Below are 18811 nucleotides of genomic sequence, written 5' to 3'. Positions count from 1 at the left end.
CCGGGCCTCGCAGCTTGCAGCGCCGGTCGAAGCCGTCGCTGCCCGTTGCCCTGCTGCGGCTTTGCCGCGGCAGGCTGTGGCGTCCCTTGGGCTCGATGCGAATCACCGGGGCCCCGCAAAGCCGCAACGCGGTTTTGCGGGGAGCTAGACGGCGCGGATCCAGCCGCCATCCACGTCGAGGATGGCGCCCTGGATGTAGCCGGCCTCGGCGCTGGCGAGGAAGGCGACCGTCGCGGCGATCTCCTCCGGCTCGCCGAAGCGCGCGACGCCGGTGGCCCGGGCCAGCGCCGCGGCGGCCGCCGGCTCGTCCAGGCCCTGCTCGCGCATCACCGTGGCGATGCGGCCGGTCAGGCGGTCGGTGCGGATGCTGCCGGGATTGATGCAGTTCACCCGCACGCCGTCCCGCACGCCGCGATCGGCCAGCGCCTTGGTCAGGTTCATCAGCGCCGCGTTCACCGAGCCGCCGATGGTGAAATCGGCGCTGGCGATCTTGCCGCCGGCCCCGGCGATCTGCACCACGCTGCCCGCCGTCGTCTGCAGATGCGGCCAGGCGGCGCGGCTGAGCCGGACCGCGGCGAAGAATTTTCCGGCGAAGCTGTCCTGCCAGGCGGCATCGTCCAGCGCCAGGAAGTCGCCGCGCTGGGTCGCGCCGGCGCTGTTCACCAGCAGGTCCAGCCGGCCGAAATCCGCGACGGCCCGCGCCACCACGGCGGCCGGCGCCGCCGGGTCGCGCAGGTCGGCGGTGAGGCCGATGGCGCCCGGCACCGTGCAGCCGCTGCGCGCGACGCCGAGCACCTGCATCCCCTCCTCGACCAGGCGCTGCACGATGGCACGCCCGATGCCCCTGCTCGCGCCGCTCACCAGCGCCACCTTGCCCCGCAACCCGCGCGCCATGCCGCCTACTCCGCCTTGATGCCGGCCCGTTGGATCACCGCCTCGGTCCGGGCGAAATCGGCGCGGAGGAAGGCGCCGAATTCCTCCGGCGTGCCGCCGACCACCTCGGCGCCGAGCTCGAGCAGCTTCGCCCGTCCCTCCGGCGTGCCGATGATGGCGAGGATCTCGCGGTTCAGCCGCGCGGCGATCTCGGGCGGCAGGCCGGCCGGGCCGATCACCGCATACCATTCCGCGACCTCGAAGCCCGGGATCGCCGCCTCGGCGATGGTCGGCAGCGTCGGCGCATAGGCCTGCCGCTGCGCCGCCGTCACCGCCAGCGGCCGGACATCGCCGGCGCGGACGAAGGGCAGCGTCGAGCTGGCATTGCCGAACATGAGCTGCAATTGCCCGCCGACCAGATCCGCCAGCGCCGGCCCGCCGCCGCGATAGGGGACATGCACCATCTCGACACCCGCCGCCTGCTCGAACATCACCGCCGAGAGATGCACCGAGGTGCCGATGCCGGGCGAGCCGTAGGAGAGCTGGCCGGGCCGCGCCTTCGCATGGGCGATCAGCTCGCCGACACTCGTCACCGGCAGCGCCTTGTTCACCACCAGGATGTTGGCGACGTTGGCGAGGTGCAGGATCGGCGCGACGTCGTTCACCGGGTGATAGGGCTGGCGGGTCAGCAGCGCGGCGGTGATCAGCGTGCTGATGGTGATGGCGATGGTGTGGCCATCCGGCGGCGCCCGCAGCGTCTCCACCACCCCGACCGCCCCGGCGCCGCCGCTGCGATTCTCGATCACCACGCCCTGGCCGAGCGCGGCGGCGAGCGGCGGCGCGATCAGCCGGGCCAGGATGTCGGTGGTGCCGCCGGGCGGGAAGGGAATGACGAGGCGGATCGGCCGCGACGGCCAGCCGGGCTGGGCGCGGCCGGGCCAGGGTGCCGCCAGCCCCGGCAGGGCCAGCGCGGCGAGCAGGCCGCGGCGTCGCATGGGCATCCCCTCCTTCCCCTGCCGCATTCATTCCATGCCCCGCCGCCGGCGCAAAGGGCTGGCGCCCCGCCGGCGATGCCCTATGCCGGGCGGGTCCAGGAAGAAGGCCCGCCGCCATGCCCGACCCCACCGCCACCGAGGCGCTCGGCCGCTTCGTCGCCGCCTCCCGCTGGGAGGAGCTGCCGCCGGCGCTGCGGCACGAGGCGAAGCGGGCGCTGCTGAACCATATCGGCTGCGCCCTCGGCGTGGCGCGCGATCCGGCGGTGCGGGGAGCGCTGCGGGTGATGCGGGGTCTCGGCGGCCGGGTCGAGGCGACGGTCTTCGGCCAGGGCGCGCGGCTCGACGTCATGGGCGCGGCCTTCGTAAACGCCGTCGCCGGCAACCTGCTGGACTACGACGACACGCATCTGGACACGGTGATCCATCCCGCCGCACCGGTCGCGCCCCCGGCCCTGGCGCTGGCCGAGCAGCGCGGCCTCTCGGGCGCCGCGGCGCTGCACGCCCTGCTGCTCGGCGGCGAGGTGGCCTGCCGCATCGGCCTGGCGGTCTCGCCGGGGCATTACGACCGCGGCTGGCACATCACCTCGACCTGCGGCACCTTCGGGGCGGCGGCGACGGCGGCGAAGCTGCTCGGCCTCGATGCCGCGCAGGTCGCGGCGGCGATCGGCATCGCCAGCAGCGAGGCGGCGGGGACGGTCGAGAACCTGCCCACCGCGGCGAAGAATGTCGGCGTCGGCAACGCGGCGCGGCAGGGGATCCTGGCCGCGCTCTTCGCCGCCGAGGGCTGGGAGGCGGCGGCGCAGGCGATCGAGGGGCGGCTCGGCTGGGCCCGGGCCGCCGGCGACGCGGCCGATCCCGCCGCCATCGCCGCGGGGCTTGGCGAGCGATGGGAGATCGCGCGCAACACCTACAAGCCCTATCCGGCCGGCATCGTCTTCCATGCGGTGATCGATGCCTGCCTGGAATTGCGCGCCCGGCCCGGCCTGGTGCCGGAGGCGATCGACAGCGTCACCGTCGCCGGCGACGCGCTGCTGCTCGCCCGCGGCGACCGGCCGGTGCGGAATGCGCGCGACGCCCGGGTGAGCATCCACCACGCCGCGGCGCTCGGCCTGCTGCGCGGGCGTGCCAGCGTCGCCGAGTTCGAGGCGGCGGCGGTGGAGGACCCGGCGCTGGCCGCCTTCCGCGCGCGGGTGCGCGCGGTGCGGGACGAGACGCTGCCGCGCGGCGCGGCGCGCGTCACGCTGCGCCTCCTGGACGGGCGTAGCGCGGAGGCGACGGTGCTGACGCCGCGCGGCAGCGAGGCACGGCCGCTCAGCGATGCCGAGCTGGAGGCGAAGTTCCGCGAGAATGCCGCGCTCGGCGGCTTCGCCGACCGCGCGGCGGCGCAGATCGCCGCCATCTGGGCGCTCGACGCGGCGCCGGATGTCGCCGGCCTCATGGCGCTGCTCGCCTGAGGGGCGCGCCACGGCCTTGGGGGACTCACCCCCAGGGCGCTTCGAAGGGCGGCGGCGGCGCGACCTGGAAGACGTTGAGCTGCATCGCCAGCAGGCTGTAATAGCCGACCAGGCCGGTGAGCTCGACCGTGCCCTTCTCGCCGAGCAGCGCCACCGCCGCGCGGTACGCCTCGTCGCCGACCTGGCCGGCGCGGAGCAGCTCGCGCACGAAGCCGACCACCACGCGGTCCGCCTCCGCCTCGAAGGGGATCTCGGCCGCGCCGCGGCCGATGGCCGCGATCACCGCCTCCGGCACGCCCTGCTTCGCCGCGATCGGCGCATGCGCATACCACTCATACGCCGCCTTCCAGTGTTGCCCGACGCAGAGGATGGCGATCTCGCGCAGCCGCATCGGCACGCTGCAGTCGTAGCGGATGAAGACGCCGAGCTGCTCGACCCGGGCGCAGAGCTCGGCGCTGCTGATCAGCGCCGTGAAGGGCCCGCCGACGCCGCCCCGGGCGCCAGAGGCGATGCGGTCCCAGACCACCTGCTGCGCGGGGTCGAGCGCGTCGCGGCTCGGGGTGGCAAGGCGGGGCATGGCTGTCTCCTCCTGGAACGGGTGGTTCTATCGGCCCGCATCAAGTCCGGCGTGCAGCCGGCGGCGCGCCGGGCGACGGCAGGCATCGATGCGGCAACGTCACGGCGCGCCGGGCTCGGCCCCGAAGGCCGGCATGACCTCGCGCGCGAAGGCGCGGAGCCGCTCGGGCGAGGCCTCGGGATCGACGAGCAGGATATTCGTCGCGCCCACCGCCTCAAGCTGGCGCAGCCGGGCGACGATCTCCCCGGGCAGGCCGAGCAGCGGCGCGGTGTCCTCCTCGATGCGGCGGGCGAGCGGGCCGCGCGCCAGGTCGCCGATCACGCCGAGCACGCGCCGGCGGGTCTCGTAGGCCGCCGCGCGCTCCGACTCCGCATGGATCATCTGCAGGGCCCGGGCGGTGCCGACCAACTCGGGGCGGAAGGCGCGGCCCGCCTGCCGGCACTCGGCGCGGAACAGCGCGATCCGCTCGCCGATCTGCTCGATGGAGGCGAGCTGGTCGAGCAGCAGGTTGTAGCCCTCGCGCGCCGCGCGGCGGATGCTCTCGGCGCTGCCGGCGGCCAGCCAGAGCGGCGGATGCGGGCGCTGCAGCGGCGCGGGCTCCACCAGCATGTTCTCGAAATGCCAGCGCCGGCCGTGATGGCTGAAGCGGCCGCGGGCGGTCCAGGCCTTGCGGATCACCGCCATGGCTTCGTCGAAGCGCTCGCTTGCCTCCTCGATCGGGATGCAGAAGGCGTCGAACTCCGCGCGGCGATAGCCCTTGCCGACGCCGAAATCGAAGCGCCCGCCGCTCAGCAGGTCGAGGGTTGCCGCCTGCTCGGCGATCAGCACCGGATTGTGCCAGGGCAGCACCAACACGGCGGTGCCGAGGCGGATCCGGCGGGTCCGGGCGGCGAGATAGGCCAGCAGGGTCATGGAGGCCGAGACCTGGCCCTGGCCGGTCGCGTGGTGCTCCACCATGAACATGTGCCGGAAGCCGAGGCGGTCGGCCTCCGTCACATAGTCGATGAAGCTCTCATAGCCCTGGCTGTCGGCGAGGCCGGCGCCGGGTCCATCGCCGGGCCCATGGCCTGTCCCGGTGCGGGCGCCGCCGAACAATCCGAACTGCATCCTGGCTCCCCTTGGGCTCCCCTTGGGGCTCCCCTTGGGGGCTCCCCTTGGGGCTCCCCGTGATCGACCGGCGCGCGCCGTTCCGTCCCGCCGGCATGGTGGGCAGGCGCGGCGCGGATGGGAAGTCCGGCCCGGGCCCGGCAGGGGACCGTGGCAGGCCCGCGCCCGCATGGCATGCTCGATCCCCGGATCAGGGAGGGCGGCATGGCCGGGATCGGGAAGGTGGCGCTGCTGACCGGCGCCTCGCGCGGCATCGGGCGGGAGAGCGCGGAGGCGCTGGCGGCGAAGGGGTTGAGCCTCTTCCTCGTGGCCGAGGGGACGGAGGCCGAGCTGGCGGAGGCGGAGGCGGCCTGCCGCCGGGCCGGGGCCCCGGAGGTCGCCGTGGCGCTGGTCGACCTCGCCGCGCCGGGGGCGGCGGAGGCCATGGTCGGCAGCGCCCTCGAGCGCTTCGGCCGGGTGGACGTGCTGGTGAACAATGCCGCGATCCGCTGCCGCAAGCCCTTCGGCAGCTTCACGCGGGAGGAGTTCACGGCGCTGGTCTCGGTCAACCTCGCCGCGGCCTTCTTCGCCAGCCAGGCGGTGCTGCCGGCCATGCGGCGGCAGGGTGGCGGCCGGATCATCCATGTCGCCAGCCAGGCCGGGCGCGTCGCCTTCGAGGACAACGCCCTCTATGGCAGTCTGAAGGCGGCGCTGATCCAGCTCACCCGCAACATGGCCTATGAGCTGTCGAAGGACGGGATCGAGGTGAACTCCGTCAGCCCCGGCCCGATCGCCACCCAGTACAATATCGAGAGCTATGGCCGCATCCCGGGCCGGACCGAGCAGATGGCCGGGCGGGTGCCGCTCGGCCGGCTCGGCCAGCCGCGCGAGATCGCCGAGGTGATCGCCTTCCTGGCGACGGCCGAGGGGCATTTCATCCAGGGTCACGACCTCGTGGTGGATGGGGGCTACACGATCCAATAGGTAGGCCGGCGCGGTCTGGTCGGGCGACCGTCCGGGGGCTGCGCCCGTGGGTGACGGCTGCTATCCTCCGCCCGAACGGACGGAGGCAACGATCCCATGCCCGATACCATGATGCAGTCCGCCCCGCGCGCCGGCGCGGCGGATTTCGATGCCATCATCGTCGGCGCCGGCTTTTCCGGCATGTACCAGCTTCACCTGCTGCGGGACCGGCTGGGGCTGAAGGCGCGGGTGCTGGAGCAGGGCGGCGGCGTCGGCGGCACCTGGTACTGGAACCGCTATCCCGGCGCCCGCTGCGATTCCGAGAGCCATTCCTACTGCTTCACCTTCTCCGAGGCGCTCTACAAGGAGTGGGAGTGGAGCGAGCGCTATCCCGGCCAGGCCGAGATCATGCGCTACATGAACTGGGTCGCCGACCGGCTGGACCTGAAGCGCGACATCGCCTTCGACACCCGCGTCACCGCCTGCCGCTACGACGCGGCGGCCAATCTCTGGGAGGTCGAGACGGCGACCGGCGAGCGGCTGACCGCCACCTGGCTGATCACCGCGGTCGGCTGCCTCTCCACCGCCAACGTGCCGAAGATCCCCGGCCTCGAGAGCTTCGGGGGGCGCTGGTACCATACCGGCCAGTGGCCGCATGAGGGGGTGGACTTCACCGGCGCCCGGGTCGGGCAGATCGGCACCGGCTCCACCGGCATCCAGGCCGTGCCGGTCATCGCCGCCGAGGCGAAGCACCTCACCGTCTTCCAGCGCACCGCCAATTACAGCGTCCCGGCCCGCAACGGCCCCCTCGCGGCCGAGTTCAAGGCCTGGGCGCGGGAGAACTGGCAGGCGATCCGCGAGACGACGCAATCCACGCCCAACGGCCATCCCTTCATCATCGCCGACCGCTCCGCCTGGGACGTGACCGAGGCCGAGCGGCAGGCGATCTACGAGGCGGCCTGGGAGAAGGGCGGGCTGCAATTCCGCGCCGCCTTCCGCGACCTGCTGATGGACAAGGCGGCGAACGACACCGCGGCCGCCTTCCTGAAGGCCAAGATCCGCGAGATCGTGCAGGACCCGGAGACGGCGGCGAAACTCGCCGATATCGACCATCCCTATGCGGCGAAGCGGCCGCCGATCGACACCCACTACTTCGAGACCTTCAACCGCGACAACGTCACCCTGGTCGATGTCCGCGCCAACCCGATCGAGCGCATCACGCCCGAGGGCATCCGGCTGCGCGACGGCACCGAGCACGCGCTCGACATCATCGTCTTCGCCACCGGCTTCGATGCCATGACCGGGCCGCTGCTGCGGCTGAACATCACCGGCCGCGACGGGCTGCCGCTGGCCGAAGCCTGGGCGGCCGGGCCGCGCACCTATCTCGGCCTGCAGGTGGACGGCTTCCCCAACCTCTTCACCATCACCGGGCCGGGCAGCCCCTCGGTGCTCTGCAACATGCCGGTCTGCATCGAGCAGCATGCGGAGTGGATCGCCGACTGCATCGCGCATCTGCGCGGCAACGGCATCGCCCGGATGGAGCCGGAGCCGGCGGCGGTCGAGCGCTGGGTGGCGCATGTGAACGAGGCGGCGCATGCGACGCTGCTGCCGCAGGCCGGGCATTCCTGGTATCTCGGCGCCAATGTGCCGGGCAAGCCGCGGGTCTTCATGCCCTATGCCGGCGGCATGGCGCGCTATCGCGGCATCTGCGCCGATGTGGCGGCCAAGGGCTATGAGGGCTTCCGGCTGGAGGCGCCGGCGCCTGTTTGAGGCAGGCCAGGGGCGGCTCGCTTGCCGGCTGTGCCGCCCTCGCCTGCTCTTGGGGTGCCGGTCAGAGCCACCGCTGCCCGTTGCCCTGCCGCGGCTTCGCCGCGGCAGGCTGTGACGTCCCTCGACCATGAGGGATTCCCTGTGGACCCCGCAAAGCCGCGACGCGGTTTCGCGGGGCGTGATCAGGCCGGCCTGAACTGCGGATAGGGCGGCCCGTCGCCTTGCGTGGGCCGCCAGGTGAGCGCCACCGCCTGGCCGATGGCCAGCGCATCGAAGTCGCAATCGACGATGTTGGTCATCATCGTCGGGCCTTCCTCCAGCGTGACATAGGCGACCGCATAGACCTCCGGCGCCCGCTTCATGACGCTGACGCTGTAGATCGTGCCGCGGCCCGAGGCCTCCCGCCATTCCGTCTTCTCGCTCATGCAGAAGGGGCAGACGGCGCGCGGGTACCAATGCGCCTTGCCGCAGGCGGTGCAGGCGCGCAGCAGGAAGCGGCCCTCGCGCGCGGCGGCCCAGAAGGGCTCGGTCTCGGGGTTGGTGAGCGGCGCGGGGATCGAGCGCTCCTTGGCCATCGGGGTCACTCCCGTTCCATGATGAGGGTTGCGGCGCCATGCCGGCTGCCGAGCAGCCCGCCGGTGCCATGCGCCAGGGCGAGGTCGCAATTCGGCACCTGCACCTTCGGATGCGCCTCGCCGCGGAGCTGGCGCACCGCCTCGATCACCTTGGTGATGCCGCCGCGATTGGCCGGGTGGTTGTTGCAGAGCCCGCCGCCATCGGTGTTCCAGGGCAGCTTGCCGACCCCCGAGATCAGGTTGCCGTCGGCGACGAATTTTCCGCCCTGGCCCTTCTCGCAGAAGCCGAGATCCTCGAGCTGGATCAGCACCGTGATGGTGAAGCTGTCGTAGACGCTGGCGTATTTGATGTCCTTCGGCGTCACCCCCGCCTCGGCGAAGGCGGCCGGGCCGCTGCGCACCGCGGCGGAATAGGTGAGGTCCACCGCCCCGCCCATCTGCCCCTTCATGCTCTCGCCGGCGCCCAGCACCTTCACCAGCGGCCGCTTCAGGCTGCGCGCCACCTCGGGCGCCACCACGACGAGGGCGCCGCCGCCATCCGAGACGACGCAGCAATCCAGCCGGTGCAGCGGGGTTGCGATCAGCGGGCTGCCCACCACCTGCTCGACGGTGACCAGGTCGCGCAGCATGGCGTGCTCGTTCCACTGCGCGTGGTGGCTGGCCGCCACCTTGATCCAGGCGAGCTGCTCGGCGGTGGTGCCGTACTGGTGCATGTGCCGCGCGGCGCACATGGCATAGGCGTTGACCGTGGCGATGCCGGTCGGGAATTCCCACTGCGTGTCCGGCGCATCCGCCCCGCGCACCCGCGGCACGGCACCGGAATGCCCTTCGGAGCGCGGCCGTCCGGCCAGGGTGATGAGCGCCACCCGGCACTTGCCCATGGCGATCGCCTCGGCCGCATGCGCGACATGGGCGATGTAGGAGCAGCCGCCGACATCGGTGCTGTCGAGATGGCGCAGCGTCAGGTTCATGTAGTCGGCCATGGCCAGCGGCCCGAGGCCGGGCGCGTCGCCGGCGCAGAAATAGCCGTCCACATCCTCCTTGGTGAGGCCGGCATCCCGGAGCGCGCCAAGCGCGCATTCGGCGTGGAGCTGCGCGACGCTCCGGTCCTTCGCCAGGCGCGTCGGGTGCTCGAACGCCCCGGCGATATAGGCCTTCCTCTTGATCGTCATGGCCACCGTCCCTCCTGCCCGCATGGTGCGCGCATCTGGTGGCGGCGACCAGCCGGCCCATCGGATGCGACGGCCCGCAGGACCGGCAGGCCGGTGGAGCCTGGGCCGGCGGCCATGCCTGGGGCGCTGCCATCCCACGACGCACCCCACAACCCAGCCCGGGGGCAGCGGCCCGGGGCGGATCGGCCCGCCCGTCCGGGTGCCCGCGGCCAATCGATGCGAAGTGAAAATGCCTGCGGGCGGAGGTTGGACCATCGCGGCAGGCGATCGCGCACGGAATTGGCAGATTGCAGATTTTCCACATCGTTCTTTTATCGGGGACAGGGATCAATATTGGCCCCGTCCGCTCGGTTTCCGGACAGAATCTCCATCCTGCGCCAGTAACGGCAGCCCCACCGCAGACCCGGTGGCACCGTAATCCAGCGCCGATTCAAGAACAATTCCGGCAATTCTGAGCGCGTGACTTCCCTCTGACAATCCGCCGCAAGTTCGCGGTCCCCACCGCCCTGCAAGCGGCACGGTGCGCCGGAAGTCCACGAAAGTCGGCAAAGGCCACGAAGCCTTTTTCAGAATTGTCGATCCAAGCGCGATTTCCTGCCGATGACGTCGAAGCAACTGCCGGATCTGCACAGAATGCGATCCGAAGCGTCCAGCTTCGAAACCGATGCGCGAACACCTCTGACAACCTCAGCGTTCGGAACATCGTGCCGCGTCGCCAAATCCAGGGTCTTGAGGCGGCCTGGAAAACGATACGCGATTGAACCCTACAACAAGTGATTGGGGTTTGTTGCTACTCGTTAGTGCGGCAGCGGCTCCCGTGCCGCCGCCTCATGAACAGGAATGGAAAATGACGGCCCTCAATTCTTACACGAACTTCACCTCGGCAGAGGAGCCCCAGCTCTCGATCGTTTCTCCGCCGGATCCCCGTGCCCGCATGGCGGCACGCCTGCCGCGCCTCCTGCAGCCCTTCCTGACCTGGCTGACGGCGAAGCCGGCGCCGGGCGAGGTGGCGCCCGGCCGCTCCGCGACCGCCTTCGTGCTCGGCGCCCTCGCCTGGATCGTGCTGGGCTGCACCCTCGCCGCGCTGCCCCTGCTGCTGGCCGATCCGCCGCTGCTGAGCTGGCTGCTGCTGCCGGCCGGCTGGTTGGCGACCTGCTGCGGCCTCGGCCTCTTCCAGGTCGTGGTGTTCCATCATTGCTCGCACGGCACCGTGCTGCGGACCCGCGCCGCCAACCGCCGCGCCGGGCGCCTGATCTCGGCGCTGCTGCTCTTCAAGCGCTTCGAGGACTACCAGCGCGAGCACATGCTGCACCACAGCCCGAACAAGCTGCTGACCGAGGAGGATGAGTTCGCCGATTTCGTCCTCGGCATGTGCGGCCTCGAGCCCGGCCTGCCGAAGCGCACGCTGTGGCGCCGGGTGCTGGTCAACACCGCCTCGCCGGTCTTCCACTGGCGCTTCCTGCAGCGTCGCCTGGGCGCCAGCATGTTCACCGGCGACCGTCGCCACGATCTGGTGAGCCGCGGCTTCTGGCTCGGCGCCTTCGGCCTCGCCGCCGCGACCGGCACGCTGCCCGCCTTCCTGCTCGCCTGGGTGCTGCCGGTGACGGTGCTGCTGCAGATGGCGACCGTCTTCCGCATCCTCTGCGAGCACCGCTTCCCGGAGCCGGAGACGATGCAGAAGCGTGACCGCAACTTCGTCTGCCACGCGACGGCCGGCGTCTTCCCCGGCGTCATGCCGCCCGAGCTGCGGGCCAACACCCTGCGGGGCGCCTGCCAGTGGGCCGCCTGGTGGGCGGAGATGCTGACCGTGCACCTCTTCGCCCGGATCTTCGTGCTGGTGGGCGACGCCCCCTGCCACGACTTCCACCACCGCAAGCCGGCGACCCGCCGCTGGGCCGACTACATCCATGCGCGGCAGCAGGATCTCGAGGCCGGCTCGCCGGGCTTCCCGGCCGGCTATTTCGAGAATTGGGGGCTGTTCCAGGCGATCGACCACAACTTGGCCAGCTTGGCGGCGACCCCGCGGGAGGCGCTGGGCCGCTGAGCCGGCCCGGCCTCGTGCATCGGCGGCCGGGCCCCGCGCCCGGCCGCTGCAAGGGCCGGCGCCGATGTGCTCCCCGCCACGGCGCTAATCCTCGAGCCGCAGGCGGACGCGCTCCGGCGGCAGGGTGACCGTCGCCAGCGTCCCCGTCCCCGGCCAGCTCTCGATGCTGAGCTCGCCGCCATGCGCCTCGACCAGCCGCTTGGCGATGGGCAGGCCGAGCCCCGCGCCGCCGAAGCTGCGCGCCGCCTGATGGTCGAGCTGCTGGAAGGGCTCGAGCGCGCGCGGGATGTCCTCCGGCCGCATGCCGATGCCGGCATCGCGCACCGTCACGGCGATGCCGCCATCGTCGCCCTGCAGCAGGGCGACCTCGACGGTGCTGCCGGCGGGCGAGAATTTCACCGCATTGCCGAGCAGGTTGTGCAGCACCTGCCGGAAGCGCACCGGATCGATGCAGAGCTCGAGCGCCGGGTCGATCGCGAAGGCCCTGATCGCCACCTCGCGGCTCTGGCCCTCGCCGGAGGCGAGCGCGACCGTATTGGCGATGACCTTGCCCGCCGGCAGCCATTCCGGCCGCAGCGAGGGCAACGCCTGCTCCAGGTAGGAGTAGTCGAGGATCCCGTCGGCAAGCTTCAGCAGGTAATGCGCCGCGTCGAGGATCATCTCGGTGTAGCGGCCGCGATCGGCCGGGCTCGGGTCGTAGCGCGAGCCGGGGACCATCATCTCGGAATAGCCGACGATGGCGTTCAGCGGCGTGCGCAGCTCATGCGTCAAGGTGGCCAGGAAGCGCGCCCGCGCCGCGCTCGCCCGCTCGGCCGTGCTCTTCGCGCCGCGCAGCGCCATCTCCGCCTGCTTGCGGAGCATGATATCGATATAGACCGAGAGGGCGCCCTCGATCAGCTCCTGGTCCCCCGCCTCGAAGGGCCGGCTGACATTGCTCTCCGAGCGGTTGCCGAGGATCAGGGCGCGGCCGGTCGGCTTGTCATAGGCCCAGAGCACGTAGGGCAGCCGCAGGATGCCGGTCAGCTCATAGGCCAGCGGCTCGATCGGCGTCCGCGCCGTGGTGTAGAAGAAGGCCGGCGGCGAGGGGATGGCGACCGGATGCGAGGGCGCCTCGACGCCGACGCCGATCGCATGGCTGATCCGGAAGCCCTCCCCCTGCTCCTCGAGCAGCGCGGCGCCGTCGCAGAGCGCGTTCTCGATGATGATCTCGAGCATCGGCGTGCCGATCTCGGCCGGCGTCAGCTCGCCATCGGCCAGGCGATAGGCCTCGCGGATCAGCTTGGCGACGGTGCGGCTGCGGCGCGCCTCGCGGAAGGTCTGGCTCTGCTCCTCCTGCAGGCGGAGCAGCCGGGCGCCGAGATCGTTGCATTCCCGTCGGTAATAGGCGAGCTCGCGCTCCAGCTGGCCGATCATGATCTCCTGCGCCCCGTCCGACATCAGGCGCGCCTCCGCAGCACCGTCAGCACCCCGGTCCAGTCGAGCGGCCGGCTGCGGCCCTCGGCGAAGGGCGCGATCTCGACGCCGGAGTAGAAGCCGAGCAGCGGCACCGCCGGATCCAGCCCCGTCTGCACCAGCGCCGCCTCCTCCACCGGCGCGCCGCTGCGGGCGCTGCCGCGGCCGGCGCAGTCGATGTAGAGGCCGAAGAGCGCCTCGCTGCGGGCCACCGCCCGGTTGATCTCCGCGACGCCCCGCCGCACCGATTCCAGCATCAGCGAGTTGTCGCGGCTCATGATCTGCACCCGGGTGCCGAGGGCGAAATCCTGTTCGAACAGCGTCACCGAGCCGGTTTCCGGATTGGCCCGCAGGATGAGCCGGTTGACATAGGCATTCTCGTCATAGGGGGCGAAGGGATCTCCCTGCTTCTCGCCGAGCGTCGCGGTGAGCGTCAGCTCATGGCCGCGGCTGCCGCCGAGCGGCAGGCCGAGCATGCGCTCGATCACCGTCAGGGCCGGGCGGCCGTCGAGCTCACAGACCTCGGCGCCGTCGATGCGGGTGATCTCCATGAAGGTGCTGACCGGCCGGCAGCCATGCATGACCGCCGTCTCGGCGCGGACCAGGGAGGGGAAGACCAGGGCGACCGCGGCGTGCTTGACCACCGCCGCGCCGTCGAAGACCCAGCCGCCGGCCAGGTTCATGTCGGTCAGCAGCCCGCCGCCGATCAGGCAGACCGGGCGCTCGCCGAAGCCGGCATGGAAGCCGTCCACGATCGCGCTCGCCGGGTGCAGCCGCAGCGGCGAGGCCAGGGCGACGCTGTCGAAGAACAGCAGCACGACGTCGTCGGCATGCGCGACCTCGGCCACCCGCATGCCGAGCGCGGCGCCGCCGGCGCGCTCGTCCGGCAGCAGCTCCCGCGTCGTCACGCAGCGCGGCGTCACCGCCGGATCGCGGAAGGCGATGATGCCGAGCTCGAAGCCGCTGTAGCCGAAGCCCTCCCGCGCGATGGCGCCGGCGGCCGAGCCGCCGACGACCGGCACCGCGCCGAAGGCCTGCCGCAGCGCGGACAGCACCACATGCGGATCGTGCTTGCCGCCGCAGAAGACGAGCAGCATCTCCAGCGGGCCGGTCCCGAGCGAAGCCGCGCAGCCGCGGACGGCCGTCGCCGGATCGGAATGCTTCGCATAGGCCACGCTGATCACACCGGGTTCCTCGGGAAGCGCCGCGGGCGGGGGGCGACAGTCATGGCATCGGCTCGGCGACCGGCGGCGCATGCGTCAGCGCCGCCAGGCAATCCGCCAGCTCGGATGGGGAGACCGGCTTGCGGAGCAGGGTGAACCCCCCGCGTCGGGCCAGCGGGGCGAGATCGGCCATCTGGCCCGTGCCCGTCAGCAGCACGGCGACGAGACCGGGGCGCCGTTCGCGGGCGGCCTGGATGAGGGCGGTGCCATCCATGCCCGGCATGCTCAGATCCGAGATGAGAAGGTCGCAGGGCCTCCCGGAGGCCAGGTCGAGCAGCGCTTGGCCGCTATCCTCCGCCTCCTGCACCTCCCACCCCTCATGGCCGAGGCAATCGGCCAGGAAGCGGCGCATCATCGGCTGGTCATCGACCACCAGGACCCGGCGCCGCGCGCCCGATGCCGGCTCGGGCGGCGGCGCCCGCTGGTCGCGGCCGCAGGGAAGCCAGAGCGTCACCCTCGTGCCCTCGCCCGGGCGGCTCTCGATCCGCATGGCGCCGCCCGACTGCACCGCGAAGCCATCCGCCATGGACAGGCCGAGGCCGGTGCCCTTGTCGCGCGGCTTGGTGGTGAAGAACGGCTCGGCCGCCCGGTGCAGGATCTCGCCATCCATCCCGATGCCGGTATCGGCCACCCAGAGACGCAGATAGGGCCCGGGCGGCAGGACGGGGCGCTGCGGGGAAGCCGGCTGGCCGGCCGCCACCTCCTCCAGCGCGGCGCCGAGCGTCACCGTGCCGCCCTCCGGCATGGCGTCCCGGGCATTGACGGCGAGGTTGATCAGCGTGGTCTCGAGCTGGGCCCGGTCGACGCGGAGCGACGGCAGGGCGCCCGGGGCATCGACCGCGATGCGCACCACCGGCCCGATCGCATTGGCGAGGATCGCCCGAAGGTTGCGCAGCAGCTCGGTCGGCTCGACCTCGCTCGCCCGCAGCTCCTCGCGCCGGGCGAAGGCGAGCATACGGCGCGAGATGGCGGCGCCACGCTCCGCCGCCTCGCGCAGCCCGGCCAGCAGCCCCGCCGAGCCCGGGCCGACAGCGGCGATCGCCTTGCCGTGCCGCTTCTCGAGCAGGGCGATCCCGGCGAGCACCGCCGCCGAGGCGTTGTTGAAGTCATGCGCCACGCCGCCCGAGAGCTGGCCCAGCGCCTCCAGCTTCTGGGTGTGGCGCAGCCGATCCTGCGCCGCCGAACGGGCGGCGGCCTCGGCGGCGAGCTGGGCGGTCCGCTCCACCACGCGGCGCTCCAGCGTCGCGTTCAGCTCGCGCAGCGCCGCCTCCGCCTCGCGGGCCTCGGTGAGATCGATGTTGCAGCCGGCGAAGCCGCTCAGCCGCCCCTCGGCATCCAGCGTCGGGGTCGCCTCGCAGCGGTGCCAGCGCGGCGTGCCGTCGCGCAGCCGGACCTCGACCTCGACCCGCAGGGCCGTCCGGCCGTGGATGGCCAGGGCGAAGGCGTCGCGGAAGGGCGTCCGGGAGGCGGGGGCGAGGATCGCCTGCCAGCCATCGCCCGGCATCCCGGCGGCCAGCGGGCCGAAGGCCGCCTCGAAGCGGCGGTTGACATAGGTGATCCGGCCGGCCGCGTCGGTCGCCCAGATCAGCGCCGGCACCGCATCCGCCACGCAACCGACCTCCGGCGCGGCGGTGCGTTCCGGCACCCGCCGCCAGTGATGGTCACCCAGGCCGGCCAGGCGACCGCCAGGATCGGCCCGCTGGTCGGCCTGCCCGGCGACAGGTCGGATAGACGCTCGCATCGATTGCCGTTGCCCGCATGGACGGTGCGTGCCGCTCACCAAAACGGACGTACACCATCCCGAAGATTAGCATCGACAGTTTTGAGGTCCAAGAAATAGCGGCATGCCGAGCGCAACCGGCGTTCCGGGACGGAAATCACCCCGGCGGGGCGAAGGGCGCGGCCTCGCGATCGTAATCGCCATAGCCGAGAACCGTCCGCAGCTCGGCCGGCGGCAAGGCGCTCGCCGCCTCCGCCGCGCCGGCCTGCAGCGCCGCCAGCCCGGCCTGCAGGCCGGCGACGGCCGGCGAGAGCATGGCGGTCGGATAGGTGCCGATCTTGAAGCCGAGCGCCTCGGCCTCCCGGCGCGAGGGGTTGGCGCGGGCGCCGCCCGGGGAGAGGACGGCGAAGGAGGGGCGGCCGCCCGTCGCGGCGACGGCGCGGCGGATCTCCGCCGCATCGGCCGGGCTGTCGAGGAGGAAGATGTCGGCCCCCTCCTCGGCGAAGATCTCGATCCGGGCCACCGCCTCGTCGATGCCCTGGGTGGGGCGGCAATCGGTCCGGGCGAGGACCAGGATGCCGGACTCCCGCGCCGCCTCGACCGCGGCGCGGATCTTCATCCGCGCCTCCTGCCGCGGCAGGCAGGGCTTGCCAGCGGCGGTCAGGGCGCGCGGCGTGATCTTGTCCTCGATCAGCACCGCCGCGGCGCCGGCCCGGCCATACTGCCGCACCACCCGCTGCACGTTCATGGCGTTGCCATAGCCATGGTCGCCATCGGCGAGGATCAGCGTCTCCGGCGCCGCGTTGCGGACCATGGTGAAGCTGTCGAACATCTCGCCGAAGGAGACGAGGTCGAGATCCGGGCCGCCGAGGCGGCTGGCCGCGACGCAGGAGCCGGAGAGGAAGGCGGTGCGGAAGCCGGCGCCGGCGGCGAGCTTGGCGCTCAGCCCGTCCCAGACGGCGGGCATCACGACGAAGCCGGGCTCGGCGAGCAGGGCGCGCAGGCGGTCGGGCGGGGTCATGCGTCTCTCCTCAGGCGCCTCTCGGGGCGCCGCGTGCCGGAAGCATAGGCCGCTCCGGCGATCCGGCCAGGGGCGCGACATGGGCGCGGCATGGGCGCGGCATGGGCGCGGGCGCCCGGTTGCCGCCCCCGGGGAAGGGCGATAGCGTCGGATCCCCTGGTGCCGCGCGGATCCTCGCCCCGGAATGGCGGCCGGCCCGACCAAGAGCCCGCATCCTTCCCCGGTCCTGCCGCAAAGCCGTGCCCCGGCGCCTGCGCCGGGGACGCCCGCCCGGCACCGGTCCCTCGCGGCGCGCCCGCGACAAGAGAATGGGAGAGAAACGCCATGGATGTCGGGATGATGATGATCTTCTCCAGCTACGGCTGGGAAGGCTGCCCGGATGGCCAGGTCTGGGAGGAGGAGCTGCGCCTCGCCCGCATCGCGGCCGAGTCCGGCTTCGACTGCCTGTGGTCGGCCGAACACCATTTCAACGACTATTCCTTCGTGCCCGACAACATCCAGCTCATGACCTATCTGGCGGCGGCCTGCCCGGGCATCGATGTCGGCACCGCCGCCGTCATCCTGCCCTGGCACGACCCGCTGCGCGTCGCCGAGAACGCCGCCGTGCTCGACCTGCTGAGCAAGGGGCGGTTCCGCTTCGGCATGGGCCGCGGCCTGGCGCGGCGGGAATTCGAGGCCTTCCGCGTCAGCATGGACGAATCGCGCGAGCGCTTCGACGAGGCGGCGCCGATGATCATCGAGGCGCTGCGGACCGGCTTCATCGAGGGCAAGGGCAAGTTCTACAAGCAGCCGCGCATCGAGCTCCGCCCGCGGCCGCAGCACAGCTTCGAGGGCCGCATCTACGCGGTGGCGTCCAGCGAGGATTCCGTCAACTCCGCGGCCAAGCTCGGCGCGCATATGGTGATGTTCGCCGACCGGCCCTGGGAGATGCGCCAGCCGGTGATCGAGCGCGGCCGCGCGCTGCACCGGCAATATCACGGCACCGAGCCGCCGACGCTGATGATGACCGAGTTCGTGATCTGCGGCACCGACCTCGCGCGCTGCGAGGAGGAGGCCTATCGCTACCAGGGCAAATTCGTCGAGAGCAACTTCCATCACTACGAATTCCTGGGTGAGCATTTCGCCAGCGTGAAGGGCTATGATTCCTACCAGCAGAAGGCCGATCTGGCGCGGAAGGCCGGCGGGCTCGAGGGCGCGGTGAAGGGCTTCATGCAGGCGGCGAGCTGGGGCACGCCGGAGAAGATCCTGCGCGGGCTGGAGGCGCGGCGGACGCTGCTCGGCGATTTCGAGCTCAACGTCTCCTTCCGCTTCGGCGGCACGCCCTATGACGTCGCCGAGCGGGGCCTGCGGCTCTTCGCCAAGGAGGTGCTGCCGGTGCTGAAATCCTGGGGCAAGGCATCCACCGGCCAGGCAGCGGCCTGACGCCACCGCGGGAGGGGCCCCTGCCCTCCCGCCTCAGCCCCCGGCGAGGCGCAGCACCGGCAGGGCCTGCCCCTCGCCATTCTCCTCGATGCCGATGCGCAGCGGCGCGCCGAGGCGCAGCGCCTCCGGCCCGGCATCGCGGAGCTGCGCGACCAGCCGCACGCCCTCCGGCAGGTCGGCGGTGACGAGCGTGTAGGGCAGCTCGCCGCGGAAGGCGGGGTGGTAGGGGTGATGCGCGACGGTCCAGCTCTGCACCGATGCCTCGCCGCTCGCCGCCACCCAGCCCGTCTCGAAGGAGTGGCAGGCGTCGCAGAGCGGACGCGGATAGTGGCGGATGCGGCCGCAGGCGGCGCAGCGCTGCAGCATGAGCCGCCCGGCGGCGAGGCCCTCCCAATAGGGCCGGCTTTCCCCGCTCGGTTCGGGCAGGGGCTTCCGCGGCATCTCCGTCATTGTCGCAGCCATCC

The 18811-nt window shown here is 72.3% G+C and carries 16 protein-coding genes; 5 read left to right on the top strand and 11 right to left on the bottom strand.

Annotation, left to right across the window (positions count from 1 at the left end):
* Positions 1 to 144: 144 nt before the first annotated feature.
* Together DOO78_RS03075 and DOO78_RS03070 are read right to left on the bottom strand one after the other, a co-directional pair.
* Complete coding sequence (locus DOO78_RS03075) at positions 145 to 894, bottom strand: SDR family oxidoreductase (protein ID WP_111468275.1); 750 nt, start codon at positions 892 to 894, stop codon at positions 145 to 147.
* A gap of 5 nt (positions 895 to 899) precedes the next feature.
* On the bottom strand, positions 900 to 1868 hold the full coding sequence (locus tag DOO78_RS03070) for a Bug family tripartite tricarboxylate transporter substrate binding protein (RefSeq protein WP_165838691.1): 969 nt from the start codon (positions 1866 to 1868) through the stop codon (positions 900 to 902).
* 116 nt (positions 1869 to 1984) lie between these two features.
* On the opposite strand from DOO78_RS03070, the gene DOO78_RS03065 reads away from it, so the two are divergent.
* Entirely contained in the window at positions 1985 to 3322 is a 1338-nt protein-coding gene (locus DOO78_RS03065) for an MmgE/PrpD family protein (protein ID WP_111468273.1), read from the top strand.
* A gap of 25 nt (positions 3323 to 3347) precedes the next feature.
* On the opposite strand, the gene DOO78_RS03060 is transcribed toward DOO78_RS03065, so the two are convergent.
* Both DOO78_RS03060 and DOO78_RS03055 read right to left on the bottom strand, forming a co-directional pair.
* Entirely contained in the window at positions 3348 to 3899 is a 552-nt protein-coding gene (locus DOO78_RS03060; RefSeq protein WP_111468272.1) for a carboxymuconolactone decarboxylase family protein, read from the bottom strand.
* A 99-nt stretch (positions 3900 to 3998) separates the two neighbouring features.
* Positions 3999 to 5006, bottom strand: a complete 1008-nt coding sequence (locus DOO78_RS03055) for an LLM class flavin-dependent oxidoreductase (RefSeq protein WP_165838690.1) — start codon at positions 5004 to 5006, stop codon at positions 3999 to 4001.
* A 204-nt stretch (positions 5007 to 5210) separates the two neighbouring features.
* Here DOO78_RS03055 and DOO78_RS03050 point away from each other — a divergent pair, with 204 nt between their 5' ends.
* Together DOO78_RS03050 and DOO78_RS03045 are read left to right on the top strand one after the other, a co-directional pair.
* Positions 5211 to 5969, top strand: a complete 759-nt coding sequence (locus DOO78_RS03050) for an SDR family NAD(P)-dependent oxidoreductase (RefSeq protein WP_165838689.1) — start codon at positions 5211 to 5213, stop codon at positions 5967 to 5969.
* A 108-nt stretch (positions 5970 to 6077) separates the two neighbouring features.
* Positions 6078 to 7718: a flavin-containing monooxygenase gene (locus DOO78_RS03045; protein WP_111468693.1), complete on the top strand. Its 1641-nt coding sequence runs from the start codon at positions 6078 to 6080 to the stop codon at positions 7716 to 7718.
* Between the two features lie 182 nt (positions 7719 to 7900).
* On the opposite strand, the gene DOO78_RS03040 is transcribed toward DOO78_RS03045, so the two are convergent.
* Together DOO78_RS03040 and DOO78_RS03035 are read right to left on the bottom strand one after the other, a co-directional pair.
* Positions 7901 to 8293, bottom strand: a complete 393-nt coding sequence (locus tag DOO78_RS03040) for a Zn-ribbon domain-containing OB-fold protein (protein ID WP_111468269.1) — start codon at positions 8291 to 8293, stop codon at positions 7901 to 7903.
* Positions 8294 to 8298: 5 nt separating this feature from the next.
* The gene (locus tag DOO78_RS03035) at positions 8299 to 9465 is read right to left on the bottom strand and encodes a thiolase domain-containing protein (RefSeq protein WP_207802771.1); all 1167 of its coding nucleotides are present in this window, start codon (positions 9463 to 9465) and stop codon (positions 8299 to 8301) included.
* 934 nt (positions 9466 to 10399) lie between these two features.
* Between DOO78_RS03035 and DOO78_RS03030 the strand changes: the two genes are divergently transcribed.
* Positions 10400 to 11509, top strand: coding sequence for a fatty acid desaturase (locus DOO78_RS03030; protein WP_165838688.1), 1110 nt, complete (start codon positions 10400 to 10402; stop codon positions 11507 to 11509).
* Between the two features lie 84 nt (positions 11510 to 11593).
* On the opposite strand, the gene DOO78_RS03025 is transcribed toward DOO78_RS03030, so the two are convergent.
* From DOO78_RS03025 to DOO78_RS03010, 4 genes are all read right to left on the bottom strand, one after another.
* Positions 11594 to 12946, bottom strand: coding sequence for a sensor histidine kinase (locus DOO78_RS03025; RefSeq protein ID WP_111468266.1), 1353 nt, complete (start codon positions 12944 to 12946; stop codon positions 11594 to 11596).
* Positions 12946 to 14145 (bottom strand): FIST signal transduction protein, encoded by a 1200-nt coding sequence (locus tag DOO78_RS03020; protein WP_165838687.1) that lies wholly within the window; start codon positions 14143 to 14145, stop codon positions 12946 to 12948. Before DOO78_RS03020 ends, DOO78_RS03025 begins: the two co-directional genes overlap by 1 nt.
* 40 nt (positions 14146 to 14185) lie before the next feature.
* A complete protein-coding gene (locus tag DOO78_RS03015; RefSeq protein ID WP_111468264.1) occupies positions 14186 to 15925 on the bottom strand; it encodes a PAS domain-containing sensor histidine kinase in 1740 nt (579 codons plus the stop codon).
* A gap of 136 nt (positions 15926 to 16061) precedes the next feature.
* Positions 16062 to 16925: an isocitrate lyase/PEP mutase family protein gene (locus tag DOO78_RS03010; protein WP_111468263.1), complete on the bottom strand. Its 864-nt coding sequence runs from the start codon at positions 16923 to 16925 to the stop codon at positions 16062 to 16064.
* Positions 16926 to 17249: 324 nt separating this feature from the next.
* On the opposite strand from DOO78_RS03010, the gene DOO78_RS03005 reads away from it, so the two are divergent.
* Positions 17250 to 18347, top strand: coding sequence for an LLM class flavin-dependent oxidoreductase (locus DOO78_RS03005; RefSeq protein WP_165838686.1), 1098 nt, complete (start codon positions 17250 to 17252; stop codon positions 18345 to 18347).
* 33 nt (positions 18348 to 18380) lie between these two features.
* Here DOO78_RS03005 and DOO78_RS03000 read toward each other — a convergent pair whose 3' ends face one another.
* A complete protein-coding gene (locus tag DOO78_RS03000) occupies positions 18381 to 18797 on the bottom strand; it encodes a Zn-ribbon domain-containing OB-fold protein (RefSeq protein ID WP_165838685.1) in 417 nt (138 codons plus the stop codon).
* Between the last annotated feature and the right edge of the window lie 14 nt (positions 18798 to 18811).

It is taken from the genome of Roseicella frigidaeris, assembly GCF_003258945.1.
GTDB classification, from domain to species: domain Bacteria; phylum Pseudomonadota; class Alphaproteobacteria; order Acetobacterales; family Acetobacteraceae; genus Paracraurococcus; species Paracraurococcus frigidaeris.
Note: the sequence above shows the minus strand (reverse complement) of the source record. Positions and strands in the feature narration are given on the sequence as shown.